This is a genomic window from Paenibacillus sp. FSL R5-0470 (genome assembly GCF_037975205.1).
Lineage (GTDB): Bacteria > Bacillota > Bacilli > Paenibacillales > Paenibacillaceae > Paenibacillus_AQ.
In genome coordinates this window covers 1,756,436-1,782,998 of record NZ_CP150238.1, presented here as the reverse complement: position 1 = coordinate 1,782,998, position 26,563 = coordinate 1,756,436, and the positions used below count along the sequence as shown (strand labels likewise).

Here is a 26,563-nt window from a genome sequence, read left to right as displayed (position 1 = left end):
AAGCAGTCGATAACCAAAACGGAGGGCAGCAATTCTCAAGTAAATATGAGAATCGCTGCCCTGTGCTGTATATTTACGTTTTTAATATAAAAGAGCTACGTTTCCGTCAGCTGGCGCAGGCAGTACGTATCCTTAATAACAATTCTAAATCAGCTTGTGTGCAAACCACTTTTCGCCCCTGAAGCGCCAAAGAAAAATGCCCCCGCGAACGGCCCACTCGCAGTTCATCGCCAGCCAGACACCCATGACACCGTAGCCCAGTACGATCCCAAGGATGTATCCAAAAATCACCCGAAACAGCCACATCGTCAGCATTGAGGTAATTGAGGTGAAGCGGGAATCTCCTGCTGCCCGCAGTGCGGACGGCAAAATAAAGCTGATGGCCCACAGCGGAACTTGGGCAATGGAATTCACCAGCAGCACCACAAACAGATCATCAATGATCTCGGAAGGTGGGGAAAAGATCGATACCAGCGGGTGGAATAGCGGCATCAGAATCAAGGCGATCAACGCCAAAGAGCCGGACCCGATCCAGAGAAAGGACTTGATGAACTTTCTGGCTTCAGAGACATTCCCCCGCCCAATACATTGGCCGACCACCGTTACAATAGTAAGCGACAGCGCGCTGGCTGGAATTTGAAACACCAGAGCCAGCGAGCCGGCAATGGCATTGGTCGCAATGGCATAAGTGCCTAGGCTGACAATAAACACCTGAGTGAGCAGTTTCCCCCCGTTGAAGAACATCTGCTCCGCTGCGAACGGCACGCCGATGAACATGATTCTCCTCAGCATGGTCAGAGGGATTCGGAATAGGTCACGAAAACGCACCCGCAGGGCCGTATCCACCTTGAACAGATACACCAGGGCACAAACCATACCTGCATACCGCGCGATATTAATCGCAAGCGTCATCCCCAGCACACCCATGTGCAACAGGTTAATGAAGACCACGTTCAAGATAACATACAGCAGGTTCATGATGAGCGACAGCATCAAAGAAGCCCGTGTCTTGCCCACACCTCGCAGAGCTCCGCATACCGCCTGAACCACCGCGATGCCCAGATATGAAATACTGCTGCCGATCAGGTAGATGCGGGCATTGTCCAGCACTTCGGGTGAGGCGGTTCCGAACAAAAGGTTCAATATAGGAGTATGGAAGCCCATCAGGAGCAGACCGATTCCCAAAGCGATCAGCGACACCGAAGCGACCGAAGCCGCCGTAGCCTGGGACACCATCCGGTCGTTTCCGCTCCCTTTATACTGCGCGACTACCACTGTCCCCCCGGTTGCAACCGCCACAAACACATTGATCAGAAAAATATTCAGCGAATCCACCATATTCACTGCACTGACCGCCGCCATCCCGGACGAGCTGATCATTGCGGTATTTACCAGATTAAGTCCAATAATGAAGGCCTGGTCAATCAGAATTGGAATAAATAAAGCTATAATTTGCCGATAATCCATCCCCTCCCCAGAAAGATATTTCTCCAGCAATCTTTTCTTCTGAAGACTAGCCCGAAGCTGCATAACATATCACATTCTTTTCTGTAAAATGGAAAAAACTCTTCATCCGAAGAGCTTTTCAACAAATTATACCCATTATACCGTGGGCACTTTACATTCAGTTTACTATAGATACACCTTTAAGTCTTTAATCAGGAGTCAAAAAACAGCAACTGCCCTTCACATATTTGGAGAAAATAAACTTCATCAGAATTATGCAGCTTCAGACCATCAGACCATAGAATCATTCGTTCATCAAAAGTATTGGCAAAAGTCTTTAAGCGGATTGCGTTATGCTTGATGATTATGATCGATCTTTGCATTTACGCAAGAAAAACGCCTGACGGCTTTCTTGGAGGTAGAGTTACAAGCTGAATACATCCGTAATTCCATAATCGTATCCATATACACCTTCGTAGTGAGGTTCCGAGAGACGAACCATATTGCACTTATTCCCTAATAACAAGCCCATTCCGAGGTGACTTGGGGCGGATAACGGCGCTGGCTCGCTTACTTTACCGTAGGCACATTGTATTCGGTTTTTCACATACATTTGGCTCGTTTACGTTACCGTCGGCACATTGTATTTGGTTTTTCGCATACATTGGGCTCGCTTATGTTACCGTCGGCACATTGTATTCGGTTTTCCGCATACATTTGGCTCGCTTACGTTACCATTAGCACATTGTATTCGGTTTTTCGCATACATTTGGCTCGCTTACGTTACCATCAGCACATTGTATTTGGTTTTTCGCATACATTCGGCTCGTTTACGTTACCGTCGGCACATTGTATTTGGTTTTTCGCATACATTCGGCTCGCTTACGTTACCGTCGGCACATTGTATTCGGTTTTCCGCATACATTTGGCTCGTTTACGTTACCGTCGGCACATTGTGTTCAGTTTTTCGCATACAATTGTCCGTAAGTTTGACTAAAACATGTATTTCGAAGGATATAAGGTCCGCTCGGCACGTTATACATCCCAAAGAGGCGTGTGCTTAATTAATAACAGGGCTCCCCATGTCCACTAGTTGAATATAGGCCATCCCATAAATTCATTTCACATTTCTCCGCAATCTCGAAATTTTATAAATTCTATTCCATAAAAAAAACCCGCGCTAGGCGCGGATTCTTAAAGAAACTATTAAGCCTTCTATTATTTTGCACTCTCGGCAATCGTCTTATAAGCTGCTAAATCTGTATACACTTCCACCTTAAGCGGATTGCGTTTATGTTTGGTAATTTTATAGAAGTGATAGACAAACACTGCAATATTAGCTGCTAAAGATAATGCACTCACAACCCAAAGTGCCGTTTCGCTGTGAGAAGATTGTACGGAGAACTTTGAATCGCCAACAAACGCCGGGAACGACATTGTAAACATCATCCAAATCGCCAAGGTTTGTGCACGGTGCTGTAGCCATGCTCCTTTTTTGAAGAAGAATGCTGGAATTGTACAAGAGATCAGAAGAGCTGCACCTGCATAGAAGGAATGGTCAGAAACTGCGTTATATACATAGGCAAAGTTCCAAATGTCATAAGCAATGATCCAGAACCACAGCTGGTCCGGCCACAACATATCCTTACTCTTGTCTTTACTAATAACGATACCCATCCAACCAGAAATCGTAATAATGTTCAGAATACCTGCGATCCCGTTCATAATGTTCCAAGGACCACCTACCATCATTACGCCATCCACCATGCCTTGCAAGCTGTACACTTGGAAATCACGGATAACTGCTTCAAGAATGTTAACTGCAAGGATAATCGCCGGGAACATTAATATATATTTATTTTTGTCCCATCCCTTAACATAACGGATAGCCATAAACCCTATACATCCTGCCAAGGCAGAATATACTTTTACCCAGTGAAACCATGTTCCAGTACTGGAGCCTTCGCCTGCCGTATTCGGCCAGACCGCTATAGTAAGAACAATAGGGACAACGATAAACAGAATGATTGAGAACCACTTGCTTCTTCGAGCTATTTCGTTGAAAATCATTAATCCTGCAAGTACCACTAACCACATTAGAGCAGAGTACCAAGGAATCGATTCGAATAAAAACATAATGTATTCCTCCTTCATATTTTGTATATAAGCTATGTCTTGAGTCCAATATATCCCATCCTCCTTCGAACGATCAAACCGCTCAAAACGTTGATTTATCAAGGTTTTCATAGTCTCATTTCGAGTTGAGTTTACACATCAATAGGACTGGATTTCATCCAAGGTCCTACCCCAAGTAAGGGAATCTATTAGAAACTATGTCTACAGAACTACAAACTGTAAACCTAACTCGAACGTAAAATATCCCCCACAAAGTGGAGTTTTGCTTTAATGCTTACTCAGGTACTTTGCGGGGGGCCCAAAATATATACTTTATGCAATACAAAAAACCTTGCCGACAAATTTCTTTGTGGACAAGGCTTACTACTCACGCATTATCAAAAAAATCTTTCAACTAAGTATTTCGAATATACGATACAGTTCTCCAGTGTAGGAAAATTCATAATTTCTCCAGCATAATAGATCTTATCTCTTCCTTGCATTTGATCAAGCCGTTCATAGAAGCCTTCACGGATCGCATTAGAATCTACATGGGGGAACTGCTTCCAGCGCTTCATCATATACAGACGGATATTCTCGCCGCCAAGCTCGCGAAGTTTATTTTCTACCTTTTCCCTCATCTCGAGATCTGTCATCTCATCATTCTCCGCTACATAAACCGTAACTAGATCCGTTGTTCCCATATCTGCCCACCTGTAATACCATGCCATCATATGTCCCTTGCGTTCAGGATTCATATTGCAGGGGATATATCCAGAAAGCTCCGGCAACCCCTTCACTCTGTAGGCATATACCCGAAACCGTTCATAGATTATACACTCAAACAATGCTCTATCTACCGAAGATAAGTGAATCATATCGCCCAGATGCTCTAAGGAAGCAGTATAAATAACCTTGTCAAAATAAAAGATATCCTGGTTTGTTTCCACCCGAACTTGACCATTTCCCTCTTGCTCCATATGTAGCACTTCACAAGTCAGACGCAGATCCTCTACTTGGTCGGCCATTCTTCTAATGAGTTCAGTAACTCCCTTAGGCCAGGTTATCATGTGAGTGATCTCAATAAAGGATAATAAATTATCATAAGTAAGAAATTTCAATACATAGGCGGCCGGCACATCCTGAATACTCCCAAAACCAAAAGTATTGAAGTAATGCATATATACCTGCCCAATTACAGATAGCTCATTCTCCGTACACCAATCTGAAAAGGGCTGACATAGATCTGCCGGTAAGTGTAGAAAACCCGGTTCTTGTAGTGACTTATAACGTTTCAAAATATCTGGCAACCGTTTGAATTCTTGGGTAAACATCTGAATTTGGTCCATAGGAATCTGAGTAGTTTTTTGCCCATTTGTATCAAAAAATCCCCGTTCCAATAGTGGCCCCTTGTCCATAAGATCAAACTCTCTCATGAGTTCTATCGTATGTTTATAAGTTGGCAAGCCGATTAGAGTTCCCATTTCATAAGTTTTCCCTTTGTATTCGATGGAGTGGCACTTGCCACCTACTCGGTCCGACTTCTCAAGGAGAGTAATATGAGTATATCCTTTTTTCGCTAGTTGGTAGGCAGCTGAAACCCCAGAAATCCCTGCACCGATGATCCCTATCCTGTCTTCATACTTCATATTAGTCATCATCCGTTATCTCCTTGTAAATAACCATAATGGCAAGGTCTCACGCTGACCTGCATACTCAAGTGCGACATCCGATGGTATTTTACCTTGATTAGGTCCGTCTGTGATCACCCTGCTGAAGTTATAGATCCTCAAATATTCGTGTAAACGCTTTTCTAAAGTCTCAAAGGAATCAATCGTATCATCCAACCAAGCCTGCTGATAGAACTCTTTCGTCAACACCGCTGCAAATTGCTGTAAGGGCTGAAATACTTCTGTCTGATCTGCAGTAATAGCTACTTGATTTATGTTGTTCTTATGTAAAAAATCGCTGTATTTATGTTTACCTCTATCCCAGTTCGTAGTAAATTCACGACTCTTGTTCGTAACCAGATTATTAATTTGGAATTCTAAGGTCTTCATCAATGGGATGACCTTCAAATCCATAAAATCGATAAAATGAATGGCGGACTTCCGATTATATAGCTTAACTAAGCCTAATCTGGAATAGGCATCGTAGACCACGTATTGATACACCTTTCCTACCCTTGGGAACACTCCCATATAGCTAATACTCTGTTGGCACATATACCCGGGATGAGCATTTTCCGGATTTTTCATCCTATAGTCCAGAGGTTTGGATTTCTCTTTACACCCTCTGCTGTTAGCCGCTTGCGCGCCGTCCCGCTTCTTTGCTTTAACTTCTTTGGCGTAAGCCTCCCGTTCTATTCTCTTACTAAGTCCATTTCGACGCAGCACATTATAAATACCTGACTCCCCTATGTTCACACCCTCATCCTGCAGTTCGTAAAAGATTCGCTTGGGTCCATCTTCAGGGAATTTGGCAACGTATTGTAAGATCAATCTTTCCGTTCGCTTATCCACTTTATTAGGCATTACCGGCTTTCGTTCCTTCTCTGCCAGTCCATCCATCCCCTGCTCTTGGTAAGCTTTACACCACTGATAATAGATCGTCCGGGATATGCCAAACTCCTTGCAGGTTTCGCTCACATTGTTGCTGACAGTTCCTTGCATGAGGATATGATATTTGTTGTTTGCATTCATCTATTACACCCCCTATTCTTTATTTTATACATAGTTGGCGTTAAATACAGTGCTATTCTACAAAGGATAGGTGAAAAACTTATACTTTCTATTATTTTAAAAAAGGAGAGACAGCTCAAGGCTTCTCCCCATTCCGAACAAAATGTGTGCTGTATGCCCCACCGGAAATCTCCAAACAGTTCAGACGTTGACCATAGGCACATCCACCATCCACACCAATCTTATCGCCCAGCGGACTAAACCAGATGTCTTCCGAATCATGTAGATCCATCGTCGAGGTATGACCGAAAATAACCGTTTTGTCAGTGCTAACTACAGGATTCGTATAAAATGGCTCTCTGATCCAGATAAAATCATATGGATCCTGCTGCTTCCAATCCTCTATTAATGGATTAATGCCTGCGTGGACAAAGATATGGTCTTCCGTCTCATGATAAAGTGGCAACGAACTTAGAAAATCCAAATGATGTTTGTATTTCTGTCTAATTTCTTCTTTCAGCAGCATATAATCATGCCAGCCAAAATCCACTTTAAAAAAGTCAGAATCCGCCTCGCAATAGCTCATCAATGTATACAAACCACCGTTGTTTAGCCAATGCGTATCCAGTTTATCATCCTCGCTGGTGAGCGCGTCATAGGCCATTTTATCATGATTGCCTTTTAGAACTGTGACGTCCCATTCCCGCTTTAGGGCCATAACTTGATCCACAATTCCTTTGCTATTGAGACCTCTATCCACATAATCCCCCATCAGGATGAGCTTGTCCTCGGATGGCCGATAGTTTATTTTTTTTAATAATGCGTTGAATTCGGAATAGCTTCCGTGAATGTCGCTAATCGCTAATATTCTGATTGTAATTCCTCCTTGCTCTGGATGCTGCAAGCTAAAACGCCTTCGGCGTCCTTTAAAGGACGGTGAGCGTTTATGCGAGAATTATAAGGATAAAGTATATCGCGAAACTTATACTTTCTTATAATTAAAAAAAGACGTTCCGGGCAGAGGCACCGAAATATCTTTTTTTTTGTAATGGTCGCTATACGGAATCCATAACGAGTGGATCTTCATCGGATTGAGTAAAAAGCTGGCGGCTTCTGACTTCATGCACCGCTTCTTGAAAACGATCACATAGAAAAATCAACTGGTCGATCTCTTTCTTACCCACCTTTTCCGTAACTTCACTTAAAATACCTGAAAAAGTAGCCATCTGGGAATCATAAATCTGCTCCCCTTTATTCGTCAGACCAATATATACAACCCGCCGATCGGTATCGGACGTTGTTCGCACCACGTAACCCTTCTCCTCCAAACTGTTAACCATTTGTGTCGCAGTAGGTCTGCTAATTTGGAGCAAGTCGCTTAATCTAGAAATCATGACTCCCTGCTGCTCTTCGACTTCGTCTGAAAGCTTCTTTCGCTTCATTAAATTGTTTATGACATACATCATCATAAATTCTCTATACGAAATCACTTCCTTTGAGGACGGACGAGAGGTCAAACGTTTAATATTTTCAAAGGCTATAATTAGCTTTTGCTCTTGACTATTTTGAGTATCCATAGGGCACCTCCAATTTAACTCAATCTAATTAGATTACTTACCTATTTCCAAAAAATCAAGTCCAAATCACATTCTGTTTCCATAAAAATTAAATAATTAAACAGTTGTGCTAAATGATGAATTTGTGTATTATACATAAATGATAGTTTGGCTACCTAATTATTAAGACATGAATTCCCAAACTACAATATATAGAACTTAAAGGAGAGGAACAGCTCTGGAGCATCTTTCGCAAAAGAAAAAAGTTACAATTATGATTGCTTTAATGGCGGCTATGTTTTTCGCAGCAATCAACCAGACCATTGTGGGTACTGCAATGCCCCGAATTATTGCGATGTTAGGAGGCATTGAACATTATACTTGGGTAATTACCATCTATATGCTCACCTCTACAATCGCTACCGTACTTGTCGGCAAATTATCCGATATCTATGGAAGAAAACCATTCCTCTTAGCGGGGATCGTTATTTTTATTATAGGCGCTTTCCTGTCCGGATTGTCGACAAATATTTTCCAAATGATCACTTATCGCGGGATTCAAGGTCTTGGCGGCGGGATTCTAATGTCGGCTACCGTAACCGCTGTAGGTGATTTGTTCGCTCCTAGAGAGAGAGCCAAGTGGACTGGAATTATGATGGCCATATTTGGATTCTCTAGTGTAATTGGTCCTACCCTTGGGGGCTTCATGGTGGATCACATGGCTTGGAAATGGATCTTCTGGATCTTCTTGCCTTTCGGTATCGTGGCTTTCTTTATGATTTGGAAAATGTTCCCTAAAACTGCACGCTCCACTTCAGAATCCATTGACTACTTAGGCTCCATTTTCCTTTCCCTTACCATTGTTGCACTCTTGCTCGGCTTTTCATGGGCGGGTACAAAATATGAATGGGGTTCCCCAGAGATTCTCAGCTTGTTCGGGGCATCTATTCTCGGAGTTATTATTTTAATTCTGATTGAACGAAAAGCTAAAAGTCCAGTATTGCCATTATCCTTATTTAAGAATTCCATCGTAACCATCTCCATGGTTGTCGGCTTCCTGATGAATGCCGGTATGATGGGCGCAATGATCTATCTGCCATTTTTTGTCCAAGGTGTAGAAGGTGTCTCCCCAACCAACTCGGGATTCATTAATATGCCAATGTCACTGGCAATGATTGTACTTAGTACGCTCGTGGGTAGATGGATCTCCAAATCAGGTAAATACAAGCGTTATGCCCTGATGGGTATGCCATTTATGGTTGTAGCCATGATCATAATGGCCTTTATGAGCAACATTGCGATGGCCGTAGTCAGCATGATTGTCTTCGGGATTGGTTTAGGACTATCGATGCCTGTCTTTACCTTAACCGTACAAAATGCTGTAGCTCCCTCCATGCTAGGGGTTGCTACTGCTACAAATACTTTGTTCCGTAATTTAGGTGGAACCATCGGTATCGCTATTATGGGTACCATCATGAACACTTCATTAACGAATAAACTAGAGGCAGCAGTGTCCTCTGGCAAGGGTCCAGATTTAACCAAGCTTGACCCTGAATCCGCTAAACAACTTTCCGCATTTATGAATCCGCAAATGCTGCTAGATCAGCCTAAGCTGAAGGAACTGCACACAACGCTGCCAGAGCAAATCCAGCCGCTCTTCAATCAATTGATTGAGATGCTGCGGAACGCACTAAGCGATTCTCTGACGGTTGTATTCTTAAGCGGCACGGCACTGTTAGTCATTGCAGCATTGCTTGTCCTGTTCCTTAAAGAGATTCCGTTACGAAGTGGTGAGAAAAAAACAGAGGTAACTGCAGAGGGAAAAAGCGAAGGCAAAAACCTTGAAAAGTCAGTACCTGCTGCACATTAATCACAAATAAATATACATTAGAGATGTCCGTAAACAGCTTTGGCTGTGCGGCATCTCTTTTTTATGTGAAGGAGATTAGGATTCGGTTGGTTGATCGTTCAATTCTTCGAAATAATCGTAGACTTCGTTTAACAGCTCCATTAACGAATCTGTCTTTTCTCTACCCATATAATCTATCATGCCTTTAAAGGTATTTCGGGATTTCGTCACGGCCATTTCGGCCAAATGCTCTCCTTTTTCCGTAAGCGTGATCTCACTGATTCGGCGATCCTGGGCATCGGCAGAACGCACTACATATCCCTGTGCAATCAGACTATTGACCATCTGTGTAACCGTAGGAGAAGTGACTTTAAGAAACTTGCTGATATCTGATACGGTCTGGCCCTTCTTCCCTTCCCGTTCCTTGCCGAGCTTTAAAGAAACCAACATCCGAACCTCACTTGGCTTCAATCCCCAGACTGTAGTTTTACGCCAATTCATCCTGGCAAATTGCTGGAAAGCTTCCATTAGTCCATCAACATTCTGATATTTATCTTCGTTCATCAGTACACCCCATAAGATCCATTTAACACTAAGTATAGCCTAATCGAGCTTAAAAAAGAATTGATAGATGTCAGATATCCATTTTCAAATCATTACTATCGAGATGTATAATGGGATCAGAAGAAAGGGCTTGGTCGTCCTTTACTGACGATAAATGATACATTGTTATATATAAAATACAGGCAATTCACGCCTATTCGAAAGAGGTTATCTATCATGTCCTTTTCTTATTCTACATATGACGCTCTAGGGCTTGCTTCGCTTGTCAAAGCACGTGAAGTCTCCCCTCGTGAGCTTGTCGAAGCCGCTTTCGCTCGGCTCGATGAAGTCAATCCAGTTCTTAATGCAGTCGTGCGCACTCGTAGAGAAGCTGCTCTTAAGGAAGCTGACGATATGCCTGTTCATGATAGCACTCGCCCGTTTGCCGGCGTTCCTTTTCTGCTCAAGGATATCTCCCAAGCTATCGCTGGAGAACCTCTTACTTCGGGTGCCTTGCTTATGAAAGACAATATTGCCAGACGTGACTCGAACTACGTAGCACGAATCAGAAACGGCGGATTTATTCCGCTTGGACATACGAATACACCAGAATTCGGCCTCAAAAACATTACCGAGAACGTCCTTCATGGCCCGGCACGTAATCCGTGGAATCCCGAATATTCCCCCGGCGGTTCAAGTGGTGGTGCAGCTGCAGCTGTAGCTTCTGGTATTGTTCCGGCAGCGGGTGCTAGTGATGGTGGCGGCTCGATCCGTATCCCTGCCTCGTTCACCGGCTTGTTCGGACTGAAGCCCACCCGTGGACGTACTCCAGTAGGACCAGGTGTCGGTCGTCAATGGCAAGGCGCTTCTATTGACTTTGCATTGACAAGGTCCGTACGCGATAGTGCTGCCATGCTGGATCTACTACAGGTTGTGCAGCCAGAGGCTGCTTTTCAAACACCTCTATATCCGGGCGTCTATTTAGACGATCTATTCAAGCCAGCACAGCGAAAACTGCGCATAGCGTTCACAACAGCTTCTCCAGTAGGCACTCCTGTAACGAATGAAGCAGTCATTGCTGTGCTCAAAACTGTAAAATGGCTCGAAGCTGAGGGGTATGAAGTTGAAGAAAAGCTAAGTCCAGTAAATGGTGTTAGGCTGATGGAGAATTACTATACAATGAATACTGGCGAAGTGGCAGCGATGTTCGTATCGCTGGAAAAAATGATGGGACGTTCCATTACTTCCAGTGAAGTCGATATCGTTACTTGGGTCCTTGGGGAAGCCGGAAGAAAAGTCTCTGCGGCAGAATTTGTGCATAGTCTGGATGAATGGGATATTGCAGCCGCTCAAATGGCAGGTCTGCTTAACCGCTACGATCTGTATATCACACCAACAAATGCGGATTCAGCTCCTAAGATTGGCGAGTTAACGCATAGCTCTGCTGAAATCGAAAAACTGCTGCATGTACATGAGTTGCCGAAAGAGGAACAAGAGCGAATGATTTACGCTATGTTTAAACCAAGCCTAACCTACACACCGTTCACCCAGCTCGCCAATTTGACGGGTCAGCCAGCTATGAGCGTTCCCGTCCATATGTCGCAAGAGGGTCTACCGTTGGGGGTACAGGTAATGGCTGCTAAAGGCCGGGAAGATTTACTGCTTCAGCTTGCAGCCCATCTTGAACAATCCGAGCTGTGGGTAGGGATGACAGGGAATCCGCTCTTTCCATGATGAATTAGAGGGAACAGATTGCAAAGCTCACGCTACTCCTGCTCCCGCCCGCAAATGCCATAGAAGAAGAGATGGATGGCTTCCTCCAGAAAGGCATCTATGTCTTCTTGTTTGCTGGCTTCATCTAGCATTTCCCCCGAACTTCGCATGTACATTCCCATAAATGAAAGAATCCCTTTGGTGGATACTTTATTTGAAATTTCTCCTCGTGCTTTGCCATCCTCCACCATCTTAACCATCAATGGTAAAACGTCGTTTGTATACCGTTCTTCAAGATAATGAAACATGTCCTGATCCTCAATCATAAGCTCCTTCACAGTCGTGGGAGACAATGAACTGTAGGTTTCTCTCTCCATCGTCATAATGTATTCAATAATCTCTTTTAGAGAATGCTCTCCATGAATGTAATCTTCAAATTCGCGAATCGCCTTCTCTATAAAATCCTTAAAGGACTCACCAAGCAGCGCTTCCTTGCTGCCAAAATAATTATAAATCGTCACCTGTGAGACACCTGCTTCTTTCGCAATGTCTGCGATCCGGAGACGTTTGGGCTCACAGCTCTTGAGCATTTCCATCGTAGTCTTCATAATTTTGAATTTTATTTGAGCGGCTCTTTTCTCAAATCCATTCATGCTATTCACCCTTAACTTCATTATATAGTGCGCTTATTTAAATTTAATGAAATATTTATTATCAATTATTTCATAATTCCATTGACTTCACTATTCACTAGGAATAATATAACATATGAAATATCCAATTAGTAATAGTTCATTATTTTGCAGCGGGGGTGGCGGCATGCTTGTAGTTGAAGGCTTAAGCAAACGATTTTCGAATGGCAAGGGAATCGAAGATGTTACGTTTACCGTAAATAAAGGTGAGGTGTTTGGGTTTCTGGGGCCTAATGGCGCGGGTAAATCTACGACCATAAGACATATCATGGGATTTATGAAGCCGGACAAAGGTAATGCGAGCATCCATGGACTTGATGTATGGAAAGCACAGGGTACAGTCCAGAAGCATATCGGCTATCTACCCGGTGAAATCAACTTTTTTGACGGGATGACAGGCATTTCTTTCCTTAAATTCATGTCTGGCATGCAAGGGATGAAGAACACTACTAAACGTGACCGCCTCATTGAACGACTGCAATTTGATGCCTCAACTCCGATCCGCAAAATGTCAAAGGGAATGAAACAAAAAGTCGGTATTGTCGCAGCTTTCATGCACAATCCTGAAGTTATTATTCTGGATGAACCAACCTCGGGACTCGACCCGCTTATGCAAAAGGTATTTATAGATCTCGTATTGGAGGAAAAAGCAGCCGGAACCACATTTCTAATGTCCTCTCACAGCTTTCAAGAAATTGAGCGCACCTGTGACCGAGCTGCGATCATTAAAGACGGACGTATCATCACTATAAAAAATATCCATGAACTGCAATCGATGCAGCGGAAGCTGTTTGAGGTTGTTTTCGCGAGTCGCGAGGATGCAGAACAATTCGCCGCCTCCGGCCTGCAGGTGGAAGCTCGTGAAGGGAATATGGTCCGCATTGCCGTTCAGGGTAATTACGATCGATTCATTCAGGAGACCGGGAAATATAATATCCGCAGTATGGATGTGTTCACGCAGAATCTAGAGGACATTTTCATGGACTATTATGACCGTGAGGGGGCCGTGCAATGAATCTTCCACTCTATAAAGAAATGATGAGGGTGAACCTCAAAGGCATTATGAATTACGCCTTCGGTTCTGCCTTCTATATTCTGTTTATGATCTGGCTGTATCCAGGGATCGCCGGAAGCACACAAGCCATTGATGACCTCATTAAAGCTATGCCGGAAGGTGTAGGTAAAGCCTTTGGATTAAACAGCGGATTTACCAGTGCTGAGGCTTTTATCTCAGGAGAATATTATGGACTTATTCTGGTACTGATTCTATCCATTGTATGTGTACAAATGTCGACGCAGCTCATGGCTCGACTTGTGGATCGTGGCTCTATGGCTTATCTTCTGATAGCACCAACTACGCGGAGAAAAGTAGCTACCACGCAGGCGCTTGTACTCACAACAGCATTGCTCCTGATTATGGGCGTAACCACACTCGCCGGATTATTAGGTAAAGCATGGTTCCTCGGCAGTGAATATGAATTTAATAGCGGCCGATTCGCTCAGCTGAATAGCGTAGCGTTTTTATTGTTTTTTGCCGTGGGGGGACTTGCTTTTCTCGTATCCTCGGTTTGTAATGATGAGAAAAAAGCGCTTGGAATTTCCGGCGCTATCACCTTCGGATTCTTCACTCTGGATCTGCTAGGCAAAATAAGCGATAAACTGGAGGGGTTACGTTACCTGACCTTGTTCTCCTTCTATCAGCCTGATAAAATCGTTCAAGGAAACGTGGAGATTATTCAGGTTTCTAGTTGGTTACTGTTGATCGGTATTCTCGCTTTTGCCATAGGGATCGAACTGTTCAGACGACGGGATCTTCCATTATAGGATTAAGGGACGCTCCAATAGCATGTGGCTACTGGAGCGTCCCTCTTTCATATAGAAGAATATACTAAGCTTCTTCACACTAGAGAAGCATTATTTTAAGATTTCGTATCAGGTCTAGGGACACCAAAGTTTGGCGTTCCATCCTCATTCCACTGGATCACTTGCACACGCGCGTGCCGATTAGGATCATATAATGGGTCTCCCACAATTTCCTTATAGCTTCTAGCATGGAACACTAGGATATCCTGTTTGCCATCTTCTGAGACTGTAAAGCTATTATGTCCCGGTCCATATTGACCGTTTTCTTCAGAAGTTGTAAACACAGGTTCTGGTGTTTTGACCCATGATTTCGGATCCATTAAATCACTATCCTCATCAGCGGTTAACAACCCCATACAGTAGTTATGATCTGTTGCACTTGCCGAGAAAGTCATGAAAATACGTCCATTTCGCTTAAGAACTGCCGCACCCTCATTCACCAGGAAGCCGATTTTTTCCCAATCATATTCAGGCGTGGTGATGCACACCTGCTCTCCTTTTAACGTCCAAGGATTTTCCATTTCAGAGATATACATATTAGAATTACCAGGGATATCAGGATCCTTTTGTGCCCATACGTAGTATCTAACCCCTCTGTGTTCAAAAGTGGTTGCATCCAGGGCAAAGGATTCCCATTTCGTTTTGATTTGACCCTTTTCCACCCACTCCCCTTCTAATGGATTTACGGATGAGTTTTCTATGGCAAACATGCGATGATCAAATAAGCCATCTTTCGTATCGGAGGTATGTGCAGCTGCAAAATACACGTACCATTTTCCATCAATATAATGAATCTCGGGCGCCCAAATATTGGCACTCATTAAGCCTGTTTCATGCTTAAGCCAAATGGTCTTACCCTCAGCCTCAGCTAATCCCTGAATGGATTCAGAACGACGAAGCTCGATTCTATCAAACTCCGGAACCGAAGCTATGAAATAATAATAACCATCAGTATGTCTATAGATCCATGGATCTGCCCTTTGCTCAATAAGCGGATTTTTCGCATTGAATTCTCTCATGATGACAACTCCTATATCTCTCTTTATTTTTAATTTTATGGGTCACCAAAACACACCCTTCCTTATAAGAAGGCAAGGTGTATTTAAGCTATGTTCATTTGATCTACCCTTTAATACCTGAATTCAAGTTAATAGATTGAACGAAGTATTTTTGAGCAAATATAAATAACAGTAGGGTTGGAACGATCGCCAAGATTGCCGACCCCATTAATTGCCCGATCATACGATAGTTTCCGTAGATATCTTGTAGCAAGAGCAACCCAGCTGTGACTGGCATTTTGTCTACATCTGTGTACACGATAACCGGCCAGAGGAAGTCATTCCAAGATCCCGTAAAGGAGAACAATCCGCAAACAATCAGAATCGGCTTAACTAACGGCAATATAATTTGCGCAAAAATTCTAAAGTCACTAGCACCATCAACTTTTGCAGACTCATCTAATTCTTTTGGGATACCGTTCATAAACTGTCTGACCAAGAAGATATTCCCCATACCCGCAAGACCGGGAATAATCATTGCCCAAGAAGTGTTCACCCAGCCCAAGGAATCGATAATTTTGTAAGAAGGAATTAAGTTAACTACACCCGGGAAAAAGGAGATCCCTAACAAAGTAAAGAACAGTGTGTCTCTTCCTTTAAAGTTAATACGGGTATAACCAAAGCCTGTAATCGAAATCACAATAACGACCAGGATCGTATGAGTTGTAGCGATAAACAATGAATTGCCTAACCAACGTAGAATTGGGGCTGTAGAAGTATTGTTCAGAATCGTAACATAGTTCTCAAATACCCATGTTTCAGGAAATAGTCTAAAGCCTGAAGAAACCACTTCCGTTTGTGATCTAAAAGACGTGGAAATCCCGAATATTACTGGAATAATCCAAATCACACAAAGGATAAGCAAAAAAGCATATGATACATATTTTGAAATGCTAACATTGGATGATCCTTTTACTTTGCCTGGTCTATTTACAACTGGACGATTATCTAGGCCATTTACCGCCTGATTTGACATTTTAGTACACCTACCTTTTCCATTTCCTTGTTAATCAATTAGTTCTCAAGAACCTTATGTGGCATTTCGGTTCATTACATAATATTGCAGCGCTGAGATCACCAAGATTACTAATCCCAATAACACTGCCATCGCCGATGCCATCCCTGCAATGGATTCACCGTTTCCGAAAGCTAATTGACGAATATACATCATGAGTACGTGTGTACTTTGTCGAGGCCCGCCATCAGTCATCATTAACGGTTGGCCGAATACATTGAAGGCTCCGGCAGTTGTCATAACAAAGGTATAGATTAATGGAAAACGAATAGATGGCAAGGTGATACTTGTGAATCTTTTAATTGAACCCGCACCATCGAGCTCGGCTGATTCATATAATTCTTGCGCAACGCCACTTAAAGAAGCACGATAAATAATCATGTTGCCCCCAATACCGCCCCATAGAGTGATTACAATGATGATAATCCACGCATACGGCTGATTTGCAGGCCAAGCAATTTGTGATCCGAATAGATTACCAGTAATCCCTAATTGCTTATTAAAGATCAAAAGCCAGATTAGTGCAGCCGCAGAAATCGAAATCAAGCCCGGAATATAGAGAATAGATTGAATTAAGCTCTTCATTTTAACTTTTTTATGTTCTAGTGCAACAGCAACCATTAATGGGATAACTATTAATAATGGAACAGAGAGACCCACAAAGATCAAAGTATTTTTTAGACCTCTGAAAAATTGAGTATGAAACGTTGATTTGCCATCAAATAGAATGGCCTTATAGTTATCAAAGCCCACCCATACCGGGTCACTCATTAAATTCCACTTTGTAAATGAAGCATAAATCCCATAAATCGTTGGCAATAAAATGAAGACAGCAAACAAAATGACGTGCGGACCTACAAAGAAGGCAGGTGCCCAGTTTATTTTCTTTTTCATAGGATTTCATTTCTCCTTTTGCACAAAGTAATGCACCACAGTACGGCACATTACTTCGTACAATCTATTCTATTTCGCTTTATTTCGCTGCACTGCTGCTTTCTGCGATCTTATCTTCTACAAACTTCTGCATGGTTGCCAAGGTCTCATCTAGATCAACGTTACCGCGAACGATATCTGCGCAATAAGTATCTACTGCTTCTGCAATGTATGGGTAGTACTCATATGTGTAAATGTAAAGGGATTCAATTTCTTTTTCATTAGAAGTAAAGAAGGATTGCATGTAGTTTTGGTATTCCGGACTTTGGTTAACTACGTTACTTGCGACGTTTTGACCAGCTTTTGCCCATTCCATTGAGTTTGTACGCACATATTCTAAGAAGTTAGCAATCCCTACTTCTTTTTCATCTGTTCTCTTATCGTTCTTAAGCATAGCGAACAAGTGAGAAGAAGATCTATTCGTGAATTTATCAGCGGTTGGAGAATAAATGTTAGTCACACCAAAGTTCAAACCTTCAACTCCAGCATGTGCGGTAGAACTCCAAGTTCCGTCTGTGGAGAAGAGTACGTTTTGGGATTGGAACATCAAGTAACCGTCTTCACCAAATGGAGTCATCAAACCAGCATCAGCAATTTTCTTAACGTCTTCAAAGGCTTGTTTAAATACTGGGGAGTTAACAGCCGGTTTGCCGTCCACCTGAATATCTCCGCCCAAGTTTTGAATTTGAGCCAGGATAACCCATCCGAGCAAGGCATCATTAACTACATAGTCGCCTTCATCCAATTTACCTTGTAAGGAAAGCATTTCATCAATCGTAACAACGTTATCATCCAAGAAAGATTCAGCATTATATTTCTTGAGCAAATCTTTATTGTAATACATTACGTTACTGTGGATATCAAGAGGTACTGTGTATTGTGTTCCGTCGATGTTACCAGTGTTCCAAGCTTGTGGTAAGTAATTTTCAGCTTTTAGTTCAGGTTGTGCCGGCAATACAGTATCTTGCATGGGTTCTAAGACACCTTGCTTAACAAACCCAGGAACACGGTCAGCGTGGATAATTGCTAAATCAGGAACACCTTTGCTGGAAGCCAAAACGGTAGAAATTTTCGTGTACATATCAGCTGTAATAACGTGCTTCACTTTAATCTCTGGATTCGTTGCATTGTACTCTTTAACGATTTGATCCATATAAGCACCATCATCACCAGTCAGCGGTGTCCAGAACGTAATCGTCTTACTATCATCTTTACCACCACATCCTGCTAACACTGTCGTTAACATTAGAACCGTTGCTAATACTACTCCAAATTTCTTTTTCATTACTCTCTCCCCCTGCAGCTGTAATGTTAAGATAATCATTCACATTAACTTTGTTGGAAACGATTAACTTAAACTTAGTATACAGTCGCTTTGAAAGCGTAGTCAATAACTTTTAAATAAACTTAATAGATTTTTTTAAAACTTAGTTAACCTTTTAGTTCATTAAGAGGAGATGAAAGCGATATATTATTTACTTCAGTTACCTTTCGTGTTACTTTATATAGAGATTAATAAACTTTACAGTATATGAAATTACTTTGAAAGAAGTGGATAAAATGCAATTGGAAATAGACAAGTCCTCTCTCGTTGTTTATGAAGCCTTGGCAAGTGAAGTACGAATAAAAATTATTCAGTTACTCTCCAAAAATAAGATGAACATCAAAGATTTGGCAGAAGAACTTAAAATAAGCAGTCCCATCGTAACAAAACACATTAAAAAGTTAGAAGATGCAGGAATCATAAAAACAGAAAAAGTTCCTGGTAAATCCGGAATGCAAAAAATCTCAATTCTTAGAGTCGACCATATTGAGATTAACTTTCCTAAAAAAATCTTTCATTCCTTTGCCTCCTATGAGACATCGGTGCCGATTGGTCATTATACGGATTATGATCTGAAGCCTACATGCGGACTTGCCACAGAGAAAGAGTTTATCGGCAGAGTAGACGAACCTAAATATTTCATGGATTCTAAAAGAGTCGATGCAGAGATTCTATGGTTTACCCAAGGTTATGTTCAATACAACATTGCCAATTTTCTGAAAAAAGATGAAACCTTACAGCAATTTGAAATTAGCCTAGAGCTTTCTTCCGAATTTCCATTTGCCAATGACGTATGGCCTTCAGACATCACCTTTTCTTTGAACGGCTTGGAATTAGGTACTTGGACAAGCCCTGGGGATTTTGCTGATGCAAGAGGTAAATTCACACCTGAGTGGTGGCCGCACAATATTAACCAGTATGGATTACTAAAAACGATTAGAATTACTAATCACAATGGAACATACATTGACGGTGACCCCATGTCTTCCGTTTCGATTGAGGATTTAGATACGACCTGTGACCGATGGACTTTCCGGATCGAAGTGAAGGAAGATGCAAAACACGTCGGAGGCGCTACAATTTTCGGAAAAAAATTCGGAAATCATGATCAAGATATCATGTTCAAAATGTATTACCTTTAAAATCTTCTAGTATGCACATGTATCAAGGTTGGTTCTTTCATGGGGGCGAACAACTAATTAGTATTTATTCTTCCTTAGCCCCCCTATCTGTACTGTGATATGAACCAGTTATCACTTTCCCCTATCCATCTCTTTATCGCCCACATTTCCCACCTTCTTTCACTTTCCACAACTCCAGTAGCAATCTACAGTACTTTTCATATGCTATCCAAACCCAACTACATTTTGTTAATAAAATTATAAATAGATTCATAATTTCATAAATTTCTATTTGACTATATGCTAATATCATGCTTAAAATGAGAACAACATAAAACGTTTTCCACGATATGGTTTGTATAAACATAAAACAAATCCATTTTGGTTTGTGAAAAACGTTTTTTTAATTGCTCTATTGTAAGCGTTTTACATTTTTCGTACCGCCGCAATCTCTAATCAATAGAATCGGAGGATCATGAATTTGAGGAAAACAACTCGTAAGCTAACTGCTTCACTTCTTGCACTCACGCTGCTAGTACCTACACCATTCATTTCAGCAGCTTCTGCAAGCGATTCCAAAACAATCGCACCATCCACGCAACAACAGGCTGTCGATTATTCGGGCCACTGGGCACAGAAAGATTTTCAATCCTGGGTGGAAAAGGGCTTGATTTCAGGCTATGGAAATGGAGTTTACAAACCTAATCAAGAGATCACCCGCGCGGAATGGGTCACATTGATCAATCGGGTCTTTAATTTGCAGGAAAAATCAGAAATTGCCTTCACGGATGTACTGGAGTCAGGTGCTTATTACAGCGATATCCAGAAAGCTTCGGCTGCAGGATATGTATCAGGATATAGCGATGGCACCTTCCGACCAACACAGGTAGTAAGTCGTCAAGAAGCCGCGGTTATGCTGCACAGACTATTCCAGCTCAATTCTTCTGCAAATACCTCTGCACCAAAAGATGTTGAAGATTTACCCTCATGGAGCCAAGAAGCTGTATTATCTTTATTTGGTGAAGGTTATTTGAATGGTTATAGTGACGGCAGCTTTAAAGGCGCAAAAGCCGTAACAAGAGCGGAAGCACTGCGTATGATTGAGAAGTTGGCCGGGGAAATCACTTCTAAGAGCGGGAGTTATACGGGGATTACCACTCAGAATATGGTAATTAGTAACCCGGGTGTTGAGTTGAACAACTCCACCATCTCCGGAAACCTGTATCTTACCGAAGGTATTGCAGAAGGTGATATCACGCTGAATAACGTCACTGTTAAAGGAACAATATTCGTATCCGGCGGCGGCGAAAATAGTATCGTACTTATTAACTCTAATGCAGGTGACATGGTTGTAGATAAGCGTAATGGGAAACTCCGCGTCGTTACTAAAGGAACGAGTGCCGTACCAAGTGTACGTGTACATTCCGGTGTAATGCTTGAGGAAGATACTACTTTGACGGGAGCAGGCTTCGGCCGGGTCGTTATAGAGAATACGCTCCCGAACGATTCAATCATCAGGCTGAGAGGAAATTTTGATTCTGCTGAGGTACGAGCGGTAGGAGTGCCTACACTACATCTAGCCGCAGGCAATATTACTGAAGTTACATTGAACCAATTAGCCAAGCTGCGTGTAGATGCTGGTGCAGCAATCAAGAATCTTATCCTTGGTATAAACGATATGATTACTATCCAAGGCACCGGGAAGGTTAGCTTTGACAGTAAATACAGTAACTTAATCAAATTTGAAACACCTACTCCGACAGCTACGGCAACGTCTGGTTCTGGTAGTTCAGGTTCTGGTGGATCGGACGGCGGCGCTGTTGCTACACCTACTACTACTCCGGTTCCTACAGCTACAGTGACTCCTACTGCTACGCCGAGTCCGGGAGCTACAGCACCAGCACTCACCAATGTCTCTGTACATGATCCGTCGGTGGCTGTAGACAAAGGAACGTATTATGTGTTCGGGTCTCATATCGATGCGGCCAAATCGGATGATCTGCTGAACTGGACTCGTTTCACAAATGGTTATACAACACCGGGCAACGTACTCTTTGGTGATCTTTCCGCGAATCTGGCAGAATCCTTTAAATGGGCTGGAGAGAACGATTCTGACAGTAAAGGCGGATTCTCCATATGGGCTCCAGACGTTTTCTGGAATGAGGATTATAAGAATGCGGACGGAACCACTGGCGCTTACATGATGTATTACAGTGCTTCTTCCACTTACATCCGCTCAGCGATTGGCTTTGCCACTTCGCAAAATATTGAAGGTCCTTATACCTATGGAAATACCGTAATTTATTCCGGCTTCACCAAGGAAGAAGATTACGATACTAACAGCAAAATTAATAAAAAATGGACAAATACAAATATTCAAAAGCTTATTGATAACGGAATATTAGAAGATGCCAACCCAGATTGGTTTGACGCAGGCGGTTCATATAAGAACAAAACGTATACAAACGCAATTGACCCGACGTTATTCTACGATAAAGATGGCAAGCTGTGGATGACTTATGGATCATGGTCAGGCGGCATATTTATTCTAGAAATCGATCCAGCTACCGGCGAGCCAAAATATCCGGGTAAAGATGGAACGACCGCTGATGGACGTATAATCGACCGGTATTTCGGTACCCATATTTCTGGCGGTATGACCAAATCGGGCGAAGGTCCGTATATCGTTTACGACAAGAATACAGGTTACTACTTCTTATACGTAACTTATGGAGGACTTGCGTCCGACGGTGGTTACAATATGCGTCAATTCCGTTCAATGAATCCGGATGGTCCTTATGTGGATGCTGCCGGACAAAGTGCAGTGCTGGCAACGACCAATGATCATTCGGCCATTGGCAACAAAGTTCTTGGTAATTTCATGTTCACGAACGTGAATAGTGATCCAGAATTCCAAACTTACGGCTATGTTGCATCAGGCCATAATTCAGTCAATTATGATGAAGAGACGGGTAAAATATTCAACTTCTTCCACACTCGCTTCCCGCAGCGTGGTGAAACACATGAGCTTCGTGTGCATCAAATGTTCACCAACGAAGATGGATGGCCGCTCACTTCTCCTCATCGTTACACTGGTGAAACTATCGCAGCTGTTATGCAGGAAGATGTTATTGGAGCTTACCAGTTCGTGAATCACGGGAAAGATACTTCTGCTAAAATTAAATCCACAACAGCTATCGAACTGCGAAGTGATGGAACCATTACAGGGTCCGTAACCGGTTCTTGGGAGCTAAAAGGAGAGTATTACGCCGACCTGCTCATCAATGAAATAGAAAACGGAGCTACTGTACAAAATCTCTACAAAGGTGTATTCGTAAAACAATGGGATTCCACTCGTCAGAGCAATGTTATGACTTTCACAGCCATGTCCAATAAGGGTGTTACCGTCTGGGGCAGCCAAATTGAACTGCTGAGCACAGATCAAATTGTATCCAATGTTAAAGATAGTTTAAGCTTGGGCAACACAAGTAAAGTATACAAAGATCTTACGCTCCCAACTGAGGCCGTAAGAGGAACAGTCATTACGTGGTCGTCTTCCAATGAAGCCGTAGTAGGAAACGATGGTTCAGTTGTTCGTCCTGAAAAAGGACTCGGAAACGCAACGATTGAACTTACTGCTACGATTGCGCTGGGTGAGTCTACTGCAACTAAGACCTTTACTATCATTGTAATGGAACTGACTGGAAATATACTGGAAGACGGTTTGGTGGCAGCGTATGATTTTGAAGGAGATCTTTCAGAGAACGGAGATCGTACTGATAAGGGTACAATTACCGGCAATCGGATTAACAATACTGGTGGGAACATCACCTATGAGACAGGTGAAGTTGGTCTTGCAGCTAAATTCGACGGTAGCTCCGGTATTCGCCTACCAAATGGTTTGATTAAAGGCAACACCTACACAATAGGCATGTGGCTTAACCCACAAGAACTGACTCAATTCACTACAGCCTTCTTTGGTGCTACAACAGATACGAATTGGATTAGTCTCTTGCCTTATGGAAACGGTGGAGCTACTACCCGGATGTGGTTTGGTAGCCAAACCTTCCACGATGCAGAAGCAGGCATGCAGATTCCAGTTAACCAATGGTCGCATATAGCTTTCACTTACGATGCCGGGACTGTGAAGCTGTATGTGAACGGAGTATTGAAGTACACTGGAAAAGGATTTACGGATGTATTTAACAGTGCAGATGCAGTATTCGCCCTGGGTGTAAACTACTGGGATATCCCATACAAGGGTTTGATTGATAACCTGCGTATCTACGAAAGTGCACTTTCCGCTGAAGCTGTAGACTTGCTGGTAAACGGTGAGCCTGACAGTAATGTAAAAGTAAGTACGATAACCATCCATGATGCTGAAATGGATGTGGCTGTGGGGAATACCTTTACCCCTCAAGTAAAAGTACTGCCTACCAATGCAGGAAATAAGAAGCTCACTTGGAGTTCTAATGATCCTAGCGCCATTTCAGTTGATGCTACAACCGGAACCGTAACAGCGCTAAAAGTAGGTGGCGAAGCAGTGATTACAGCCACTGCGGCTGATGGTAGTGGTGTCTCAGCAGACTATAAGGTAAACGTTACGGATGGAAAAGTAGCCTATTATGCTTTTGATGGAAGCCTTGATGACTCCCTCCAATTGGTCGGTACTGGCCAGGTTACGGGAATAAAAATCGAAGCTCCAACTGTTGGTAACATCACTTACGGTAACGGTATCACTAATCAAGCAGCAGTATTTGACGGTGTTTCCGGAATCCGGTTACCTAATGGATTAATTGACAGCAATACCTATACCGTATCTATGTGGTTAAACCCTGAGCAGCTTACTGATGCAACAACAACCTTCTTCGGTGCTGCTTCGATAAACAGCTGGATTAGCTTCGTTCCACAGAACGGCGCAGGTAAAACACTGCTATGGTCTGGCGAGGCATGGTATGATGCTGTTTCCGCTATGAAGATTCCAGAGAATAAATGGACGCATGTAGCATTTACGGTCAACAACGGTACCGTGAAGGTATACCTCGACGGAGTTGAGCAATTCTCCGGTGAGGGCTTCCCGAATGTGTTTAAGAACAAGAATGGTGTGTTCGCTCTTGGCGTAAACTATTGGGACGTACCTTATAAGGGAATGATTGATGAACTGAAGATTTATAGCAGAGCACTCAAATCAGACGAAATACTGACCGAATATAACTCAAATGTAAATTAAGAGAATCATCATTTGGAAAGAGAGCGGAGCCTCAGGCTCCGTTCTTTTTATCTTAAGTCACGCGATCAAAGTGAATGAGCGCCCATAAAATTTCTCACCTTCGTATTGTAAAACAAGCATTTAAATAATATAATCATTAACTATACGTCTTGAACTAAATTGGAGGCCATCTATGAAACTTGACCTGTCGGAAGAATCTCTTCCCGTCTACGAAGCTTTAGCCAGTTCAGTTCGTCTGCACCTGCTGCGCTTGCTTGCCGAGAACCCAATGAATGTCAAGGAATTGGCCGCAGCGGTAAATTTGAGCAGCGCCATTATGACAATGCATGTGCGTAAGCTAGAAGCTGCAGGACTTATCCAGACACATATGGCACCTGGACGAAGTGGTCTGCAAAAGATCTGTACGCTGGCTGCTGAAAGCGCCGAGATCACCTTTCCAGGCAGACAAATTAATGAGCGCAAAAGCTACCGCAAGGAGATTCCTGTTGGGCATTATTCTGACTTCATGATCGAGCCTACCTGCGGTCTTGCCACTACAGAGCAAGTGATTGGCAGCTTTGATGATCCCCGTTATTTCTGGGATCTCGAGCGTATGAATGCTGGTATTCTCTGGTTCGGCAAAGGGTATATCGAATATAAAATCCCTAACTTCCTTCTCTCCAGTCAACAGCCCGAGGAGCTAATCATTACGATGGAGATTGCCTCCGAAGCGCCTTCCATTAATAATAATTGGCCCTCCGACATCACTTTCACACTGAACGGAGTACAGCTTGGATTCTGGACCAGTCCGGGTGACTACGGAGATAGACGTGGTAAATACACGCCAGCTTGGTGGCCAGCACTCACGAATCAATACGGCCTTCTTAAGCAGCTGCGCATTACATCTAAAGGCACGTTTATGGACGGCCTGAAACTGTCCGACGTTACGCTGGATCAAGTGAACATTCGCAACAAGCAATGGACTTTCAAGCTTTCCGTCGATGAAGAGGCCGAGCATATTGGCGGCATTACCCTTTTTGGCAAAGGCTTTGGCAACTATAATGATGATCTAATCGTTGAGCTGTTCTACACAGATACCCATGAATAAAGCCGCATTCATCTCCCATTGGAGAGTCGAATGCGGCTCTTATTTTACCTTATTTCATGTTCAATGAAGGGTCCCCATAATCCGCCACCAGGCAGTGGACAGCCACGTTCCTTAAGCTTAGCTACAACAGGAATAATGCATCCACAAGCTACGCAAGTCACACTCTCATGCAGCTTAGGACAAGTCCCGCAAAGAGAAATCCGTTCAGCATAAACCTCATCTGGAACACAAAGCTCTGTCTTAAACATGGATGATGACAAGATTCGCTCTATCTGTGCATCGGTAACCTTATAATCGTCGCGACACCCCTTGCATGCAGATGTTGTTGACATGATAA

General features: G+C 42.9%; 22 protein-coding genes. 7 read left to right on the top strand and 15 right to left on the bottom strand.

Annotated features, from left to right (window positions below; genetic code table 11):
* Positions 1 to 144 precede the first annotated feature (144 nt).
* The 8 genes from MKY99_RS07755 to MKY99_RS07720 form a co-directional block, all read right to left on the bottom strand.
* On the bottom strand, positions 145 to 1,530 hold the full coding sequence (locus MKY99_RS07755) for an MATE family efflux transporter (RefSeq protein WP_339269721.1): 1,386 nt from the start codon (positions 1,528 to 1,530) through the stop codon (positions 145 to 147).
* A gap of 128 nt (positions 1,531 to 1,658) precedes the next feature.
* Positions 1,659 to 1,829 carry a hypothetical protein gene (locus MKY99_RS07750; RefSeq protein ID WP_339269719.1) on the bottom strand — a complete coding sequence of 57 codons (171 nt, stop codon included), beginning with the start codon at positions 1,827 to 1,829 and terminating at the stop codon, positions 1,659 to 1,661.
* A 41-nt stretch (positions 1,830 to 1,870) separates the two neighbouring features.
* Entirely contained in the window at positions 1,871 to 2,053 is a 183-nt protein-coding gene (locus MKY99_RS07745) for a hypothetical protein (protein ID WP_339269717.1), read from the bottom strand.
* Positions 2,054 to 2,664: 611 nt separating this feature from the next.
* Positions 2,665 to 3,582 (bottom strand): DUF5692 family protein, encoded by a 918-nt coding sequence (locus MKY99_RS07740; protein ID WP_042186069.1) that lies wholly within the window; start codon positions 3,580 to 3,582, stop codon positions 2,665 to 2,667.
* Positions 3,583 to 3,959: 377 nt separating this feature from the next.
* Positions 3,960 to 5,222: an FAD-dependent oxidoreductase gene (locus tag MKY99_RS07735; protein WP_339269715.1), complete on the bottom strand. Its 1,263-nt coding sequence runs from the start codon at positions 5,220 to 5,222 to the stop codon at positions 3,960 to 3,962.
* Positions 5,223 to 5,225: 3 nt separating this feature from the next.
* Positions 5,226 to 6,263 (bottom strand): helix-turn-helix domain-containing protein, encoded by a 1,038-nt coding sequence (locus tag MKY99_RS07730; protein ID WP_339269713.1) that lies wholly within the window; start codon positions 6,261 to 6,263, stop codon positions 5,226 to 5,228.
* 115 nt (positions 6,264 to 6,378) lie between these two features.
* Entirely contained in the window at positions 6,379 to 7,146 is a 768-nt protein-coding gene (locus tag MKY99_RS07725) for a metallophosphoesterase family protein (protein ID WP_339269711.1), read from the bottom strand.
* 151 nt (positions 7,147 to 7,297) lie between these two features.
* Positions 7,298 to 7,819, bottom strand: a complete 522-nt coding sequence (locus MKY99_RS07720) for a MarR family transcriptional regulator (protein ID WP_052404196.1) — start codon at positions 7,817 to 7,819, stop codon at positions 7,298 to 7,300.
* Positions 7,820 to 8,036: 217 nt separating this feature from the next.
* On the opposite strand from MKY99_RS07720, the gene MKY99_RS07715 reads away from it, so the two are divergent.
* A complete protein-coding gene (locus tag MKY99_RS07715; protein ID WP_339271542.1) occupies positions 8,037 to 9,668 on the top strand; it encodes an MDR family MFS transporter in 1,632 nt (543 codons plus the stop codon).
* 75 nt (positions 9,669 to 9,743) lie between these two features.
* Here MKY99_RS07715 and MKY99_RS07710 read toward each other — a convergent pair whose 3' ends face one another.
* Positions 9,744 to 10,211, bottom strand: a complete 468-nt coding sequence (locus tag MKY99_RS07710) for a MarR family transcriptional regulator (protein WP_042186061.1) — start codon at positions 10,209 to 10,211, stop codon at positions 9,744 to 9,746.
* Between the two features lie 216 nt (positions 10,212 to 10,427).
* Between MKY99_RS07710 and MKY99_RS07705 the strand changes: the two genes are divergently transcribed.
* On the top strand, positions 10,428 to 11,924 hold the full coding sequence (locus tag MKY99_RS07705; protein WP_042186059.1) for an amidase: 1,497 nt from the start codon (positions 10,428 to 10,430) through the stop codon (positions 11,922 to 11,924).
* A 32-nt stretch (positions 11,925 to 11,956) separates the two neighbouring features.
* Here MKY99_RS07705 and MKY99_RS07700 read toward each other — a convergent pair whose 3' ends face one another.
* The gene (locus MKY99_RS07700) at positions 11,957 to 12,511 is read right to left on the bottom strand and encodes a TetR/AcrR family transcriptional regulator (RefSeq protein ID WP_339269709.1); all 555 of its coding nucleotides are present in this window, start codon (positions 12,509 to 12,511) and stop codon (positions 11,957 to 11,959) included.
* A 211-nt stretch (positions 12,512 to 12,722) separates the two neighbouring features.
* Here MKY99_RS07700 and MKY99_RS07695 point away from each other — a divergent pair, with 211 nt between their 5' ends.
* Both MKY99_RS07695 and MKY99_RS07690 read left to right on the top strand, forming a co-directional pair.
* Positions 12,723 to 13,610, top strand: coding sequence for an ABC transporter ATP-binding protein (locus MKY99_RS07695; RefSeq protein ID WP_339271540.1), 888 nt, complete (start codon positions 12,723 to 12,725; stop codon positions 13,608 to 13,610).
* A complete protein-coding gene (locus MKY99_RS07690; RefSeq protein WP_339269707.1) occupies positions 13,607 to 14,419 on the top strand; it encodes an ABC transporter permease subunit in 813 nt (270 codons plus the stop codon). Before MKY99_RS07695 ends, MKY99_RS07690 begins: the two co-directional genes overlap by 4 nt.
* A 95-nt stretch (positions 14,420 to 14,514) precedes the next feature.
* Here MKY99_RS07690 and MKY99_RS07685 read toward each other — a convergent pair whose 3' ends face one another.
* From MKY99_RS07685 to MKY99_RS07670, 4 genes are all read right to left on the bottom strand, one after another.
* Positions 14,515 to 15,477 (bottom strand): family 43 glycosylhydrolase, encoded by a 963-nt coding sequence (locus tag MKY99_RS07685; RefSeq protein ID WP_339269705.1) that lies wholly within the window; start codon positions 15,475 to 15,477, stop codon positions 14,515 to 14,517.
* Positions 15,478 to 15,580: 103 nt separating this feature from the next.
* Positions 15,581 to 16,492 (bottom strand): carbohydrate ABC transporter permease, encoded by a 912-nt coding sequence (locus MKY99_RS07680; RefSeq protein WP_339269703.1) that lies wholly within the window; start codon positions 16,490 to 16,492, stop codon positions 15,581 to 15,583.
* A gap of 54 nt (positions 16,493 to 16,546) precedes the next feature.
* Positions 16,547 to 17,425, bottom strand: a complete 879-nt coding sequence (locus tag MKY99_RS07675; protein WP_042186039.1) for a sugar ABC transporter permease — start codon at positions 17,423 to 17,425, stop codon at positions 16,547 to 16,549.
* A 79-nt stretch (positions 17,426 to 17,504) separates the two neighbouring features.
* Positions 17,505 to 18,749 carry an extracellular solute-binding protein gene (locus tag MKY99_RS07670; RefSeq protein ID WP_042186037.1) on the bottom strand — a complete coding sequence of 415 codons (1,245 nt, stop codon included), beginning with the start codon at positions 18,747 to 18,749 and terminating at the stop codon, positions 17,505 to 17,507.
* A 275-nt stretch (positions 18,750 to 19,024) separates the two neighbouring features.
* On the opposite strand from MKY99_RS07670, the gene MKY99_RS07665 reads away from it, so the two are divergent.
* The 3 genes from MKY99_RS07665 to MKY99_RS07655 all read left to right on the top strand — a co-directional run bounded on the left by MKY99_RS07665 (position 19,025) and on the right by MKY99_RS07655 (position 26,226).
* A complete protein-coding gene (locus MKY99_RS07665; protein WP_042186035.1) occupies positions 19,025 to 19,930 on the top strand; it encodes an ArsR family transcriptional regulator in 906 nt (301 codons plus the stop codon).
* Positions 19,931 to 20,390: 460 nt separating this feature from the next.
* Complete coding sequence (locus MKY99_RS07660) at positions 20,391 to 25,139, top strand: LamG-like jellyroll fold domain-containing protein (protein WP_339269701.1); 4,749 nt, start codon at positions 20,391 to 20,393, stop codon at positions 25,137 to 25,139.
* A gap of 172 nt (positions 25,140 to 25,311) precedes the next feature.
* Complete coding sequence (locus MKY99_RS07655) at positions 25,312 to 26,226, top strand: ArsR family transcriptional regulator (protein ID WP_042186033.1); 915 nt, start codon at positions 25,312 to 25,314, stop codon at positions 26,224 to 26,226.
* A 44-nt stretch (positions 26,227 to 26,270) separates the two neighbouring features.
* Here the strand turns inward: MKY99_RS07655 and MKY99_RS07650 are convergent, their stop codons facing one another.
* Positions 26,271 to 26,558 carry a hypothetical protein gene (locus MKY99_RS07650; RefSeq protein WP_042186032.1) on the bottom strand — a complete coding sequence of 96 codons (288 nt, stop codon included), beginning with the start codon at positions 26,556 to 26,558 and terminating at the stop codon, positions 26,271 to 26,273.
* Positions 26,559 to 26,563: the final 5 nt, after the last annotated feature.

Coding starts and splice junctions, on each gene's coding strand:
- MKY99_RS07740 (WP_042186069.1), bottom strand. CDS start 3,582: ATGTTTTTATTCGAATCGATTCCTTGGTACTCTGCTCTAATGTGGTTA.
- MKY99_RS07735 (WP_339269715.1), bottom strand. CDS start 5,222: ATGATGACTAATATGAAGTATGAAGACAGGATAGGGATCATCGGTGCA.
- MKY99_RS07670 (WP_042186037.1), bottom strand. CDS start 18,749: ATGAAAAAGAAATTTGGAGTAGTATTAGCAACGGTTCTAATGTTAACG.
- MKY99_RS07710 (WP_042186061.1), bottom strand. CDS start 10,211: ATGAACGAAGATAAATATCAGAATGTTGATGGACTAATGGAAGCTTTC.
- MKY99_RS07750 (WP_339269719.1), bottom strand. CDS start 1,829: ATGCAAAGATCGATCATAATCATCAAGCATAACGCAATCCGCTTAAAG.
- MKY99_RS07675 (WP_042186039.1), bottom strand. CDS start 17,425: ATGAAAAAGAAAATAAACTGGGCACCTGCCTTCTTTGTAGGTCCGCAC.
- MKY99_RS07755 (WP_339269721.1), bottom strand. CDS start 1,530: ATGCAGCTTCGGGCTAGTCTTCAGAAGAAAAGATTGCTGGAGAAATAT.
- MKY99_RS07690 (WP_339269707.1), top strand. CDS start 13,607: ATGAATCTTCCACTCTATAAAGAAATGATGAGGGTGAACCTCAAAGGC.
- MKY99_RS07665 (WP_042186035.1), top strand. CDS start 19,025: ATGCAATTGGAAATAGACAAGTCCTCTCTCGTTGTTTATGAAGCCTTG.
- MKY99_RS07700 (WP_339269709.1), bottom strand. CDS start 12,511: ATGAAGACTACGATGGAAATGCTCAAGAGCTGTGAGCCCAAACGTCTC.
- MKY99_RS07695 (WP_339271540.1), top strand. CDS start 12,723: ATGCTTGTAGTTGAAGGCTTAAGCAAACGATTTTCGAATGGCAAGGGA.
- MKY99_RS07730 (WP_339269713.1), bottom strand. CDS start 6,263: ATGAATGCAAACAACAAATATCATATCCTCATGCAAGGAACTGTCAGC.
- MKY99_RS07720 (WP_052404196.1), bottom strand. CDS start 7,819: ATGGATACTCAAAATAGTCAAGAGCAAAAGCTAATTATAGCCTTTGAA.
- MKY99_RS07655 (WP_042186033.1), top strand. CDS start 25,312: ATGAAACTTGACCTGTCGGAAGAATCTCTTCCCGTCTACGAAGCTTTA.
- MKY99_RS07685 (WP_339269705.1), bottom strand. CDS start 15,477: ATGAGAGAATTCAATGCGAAAAATCCGCTTATTGAGCAAAGGGCAGAT.
- MKY99_RS07680 (WP_339269703.1), bottom strand. CDS start 16,492: ATGTCAAATCAGGCGGTAAATGGCCTAGATAATCGTCCAGTTGTAAAT.
- MKY99_RS07705 (WP_042186059.1), top strand. CDS start 10,428: ATGTCCTTTTCTTATTCTACATATGACGCTCTAGGGCTTGCTTCGCTT.
- MKY99_RS07650 (WP_042186032.1), bottom strand. CDS start 26,558: ATGTCAACAACATCTGCATGCAAGGGGTGTCGCGACGATTATAAGGTT.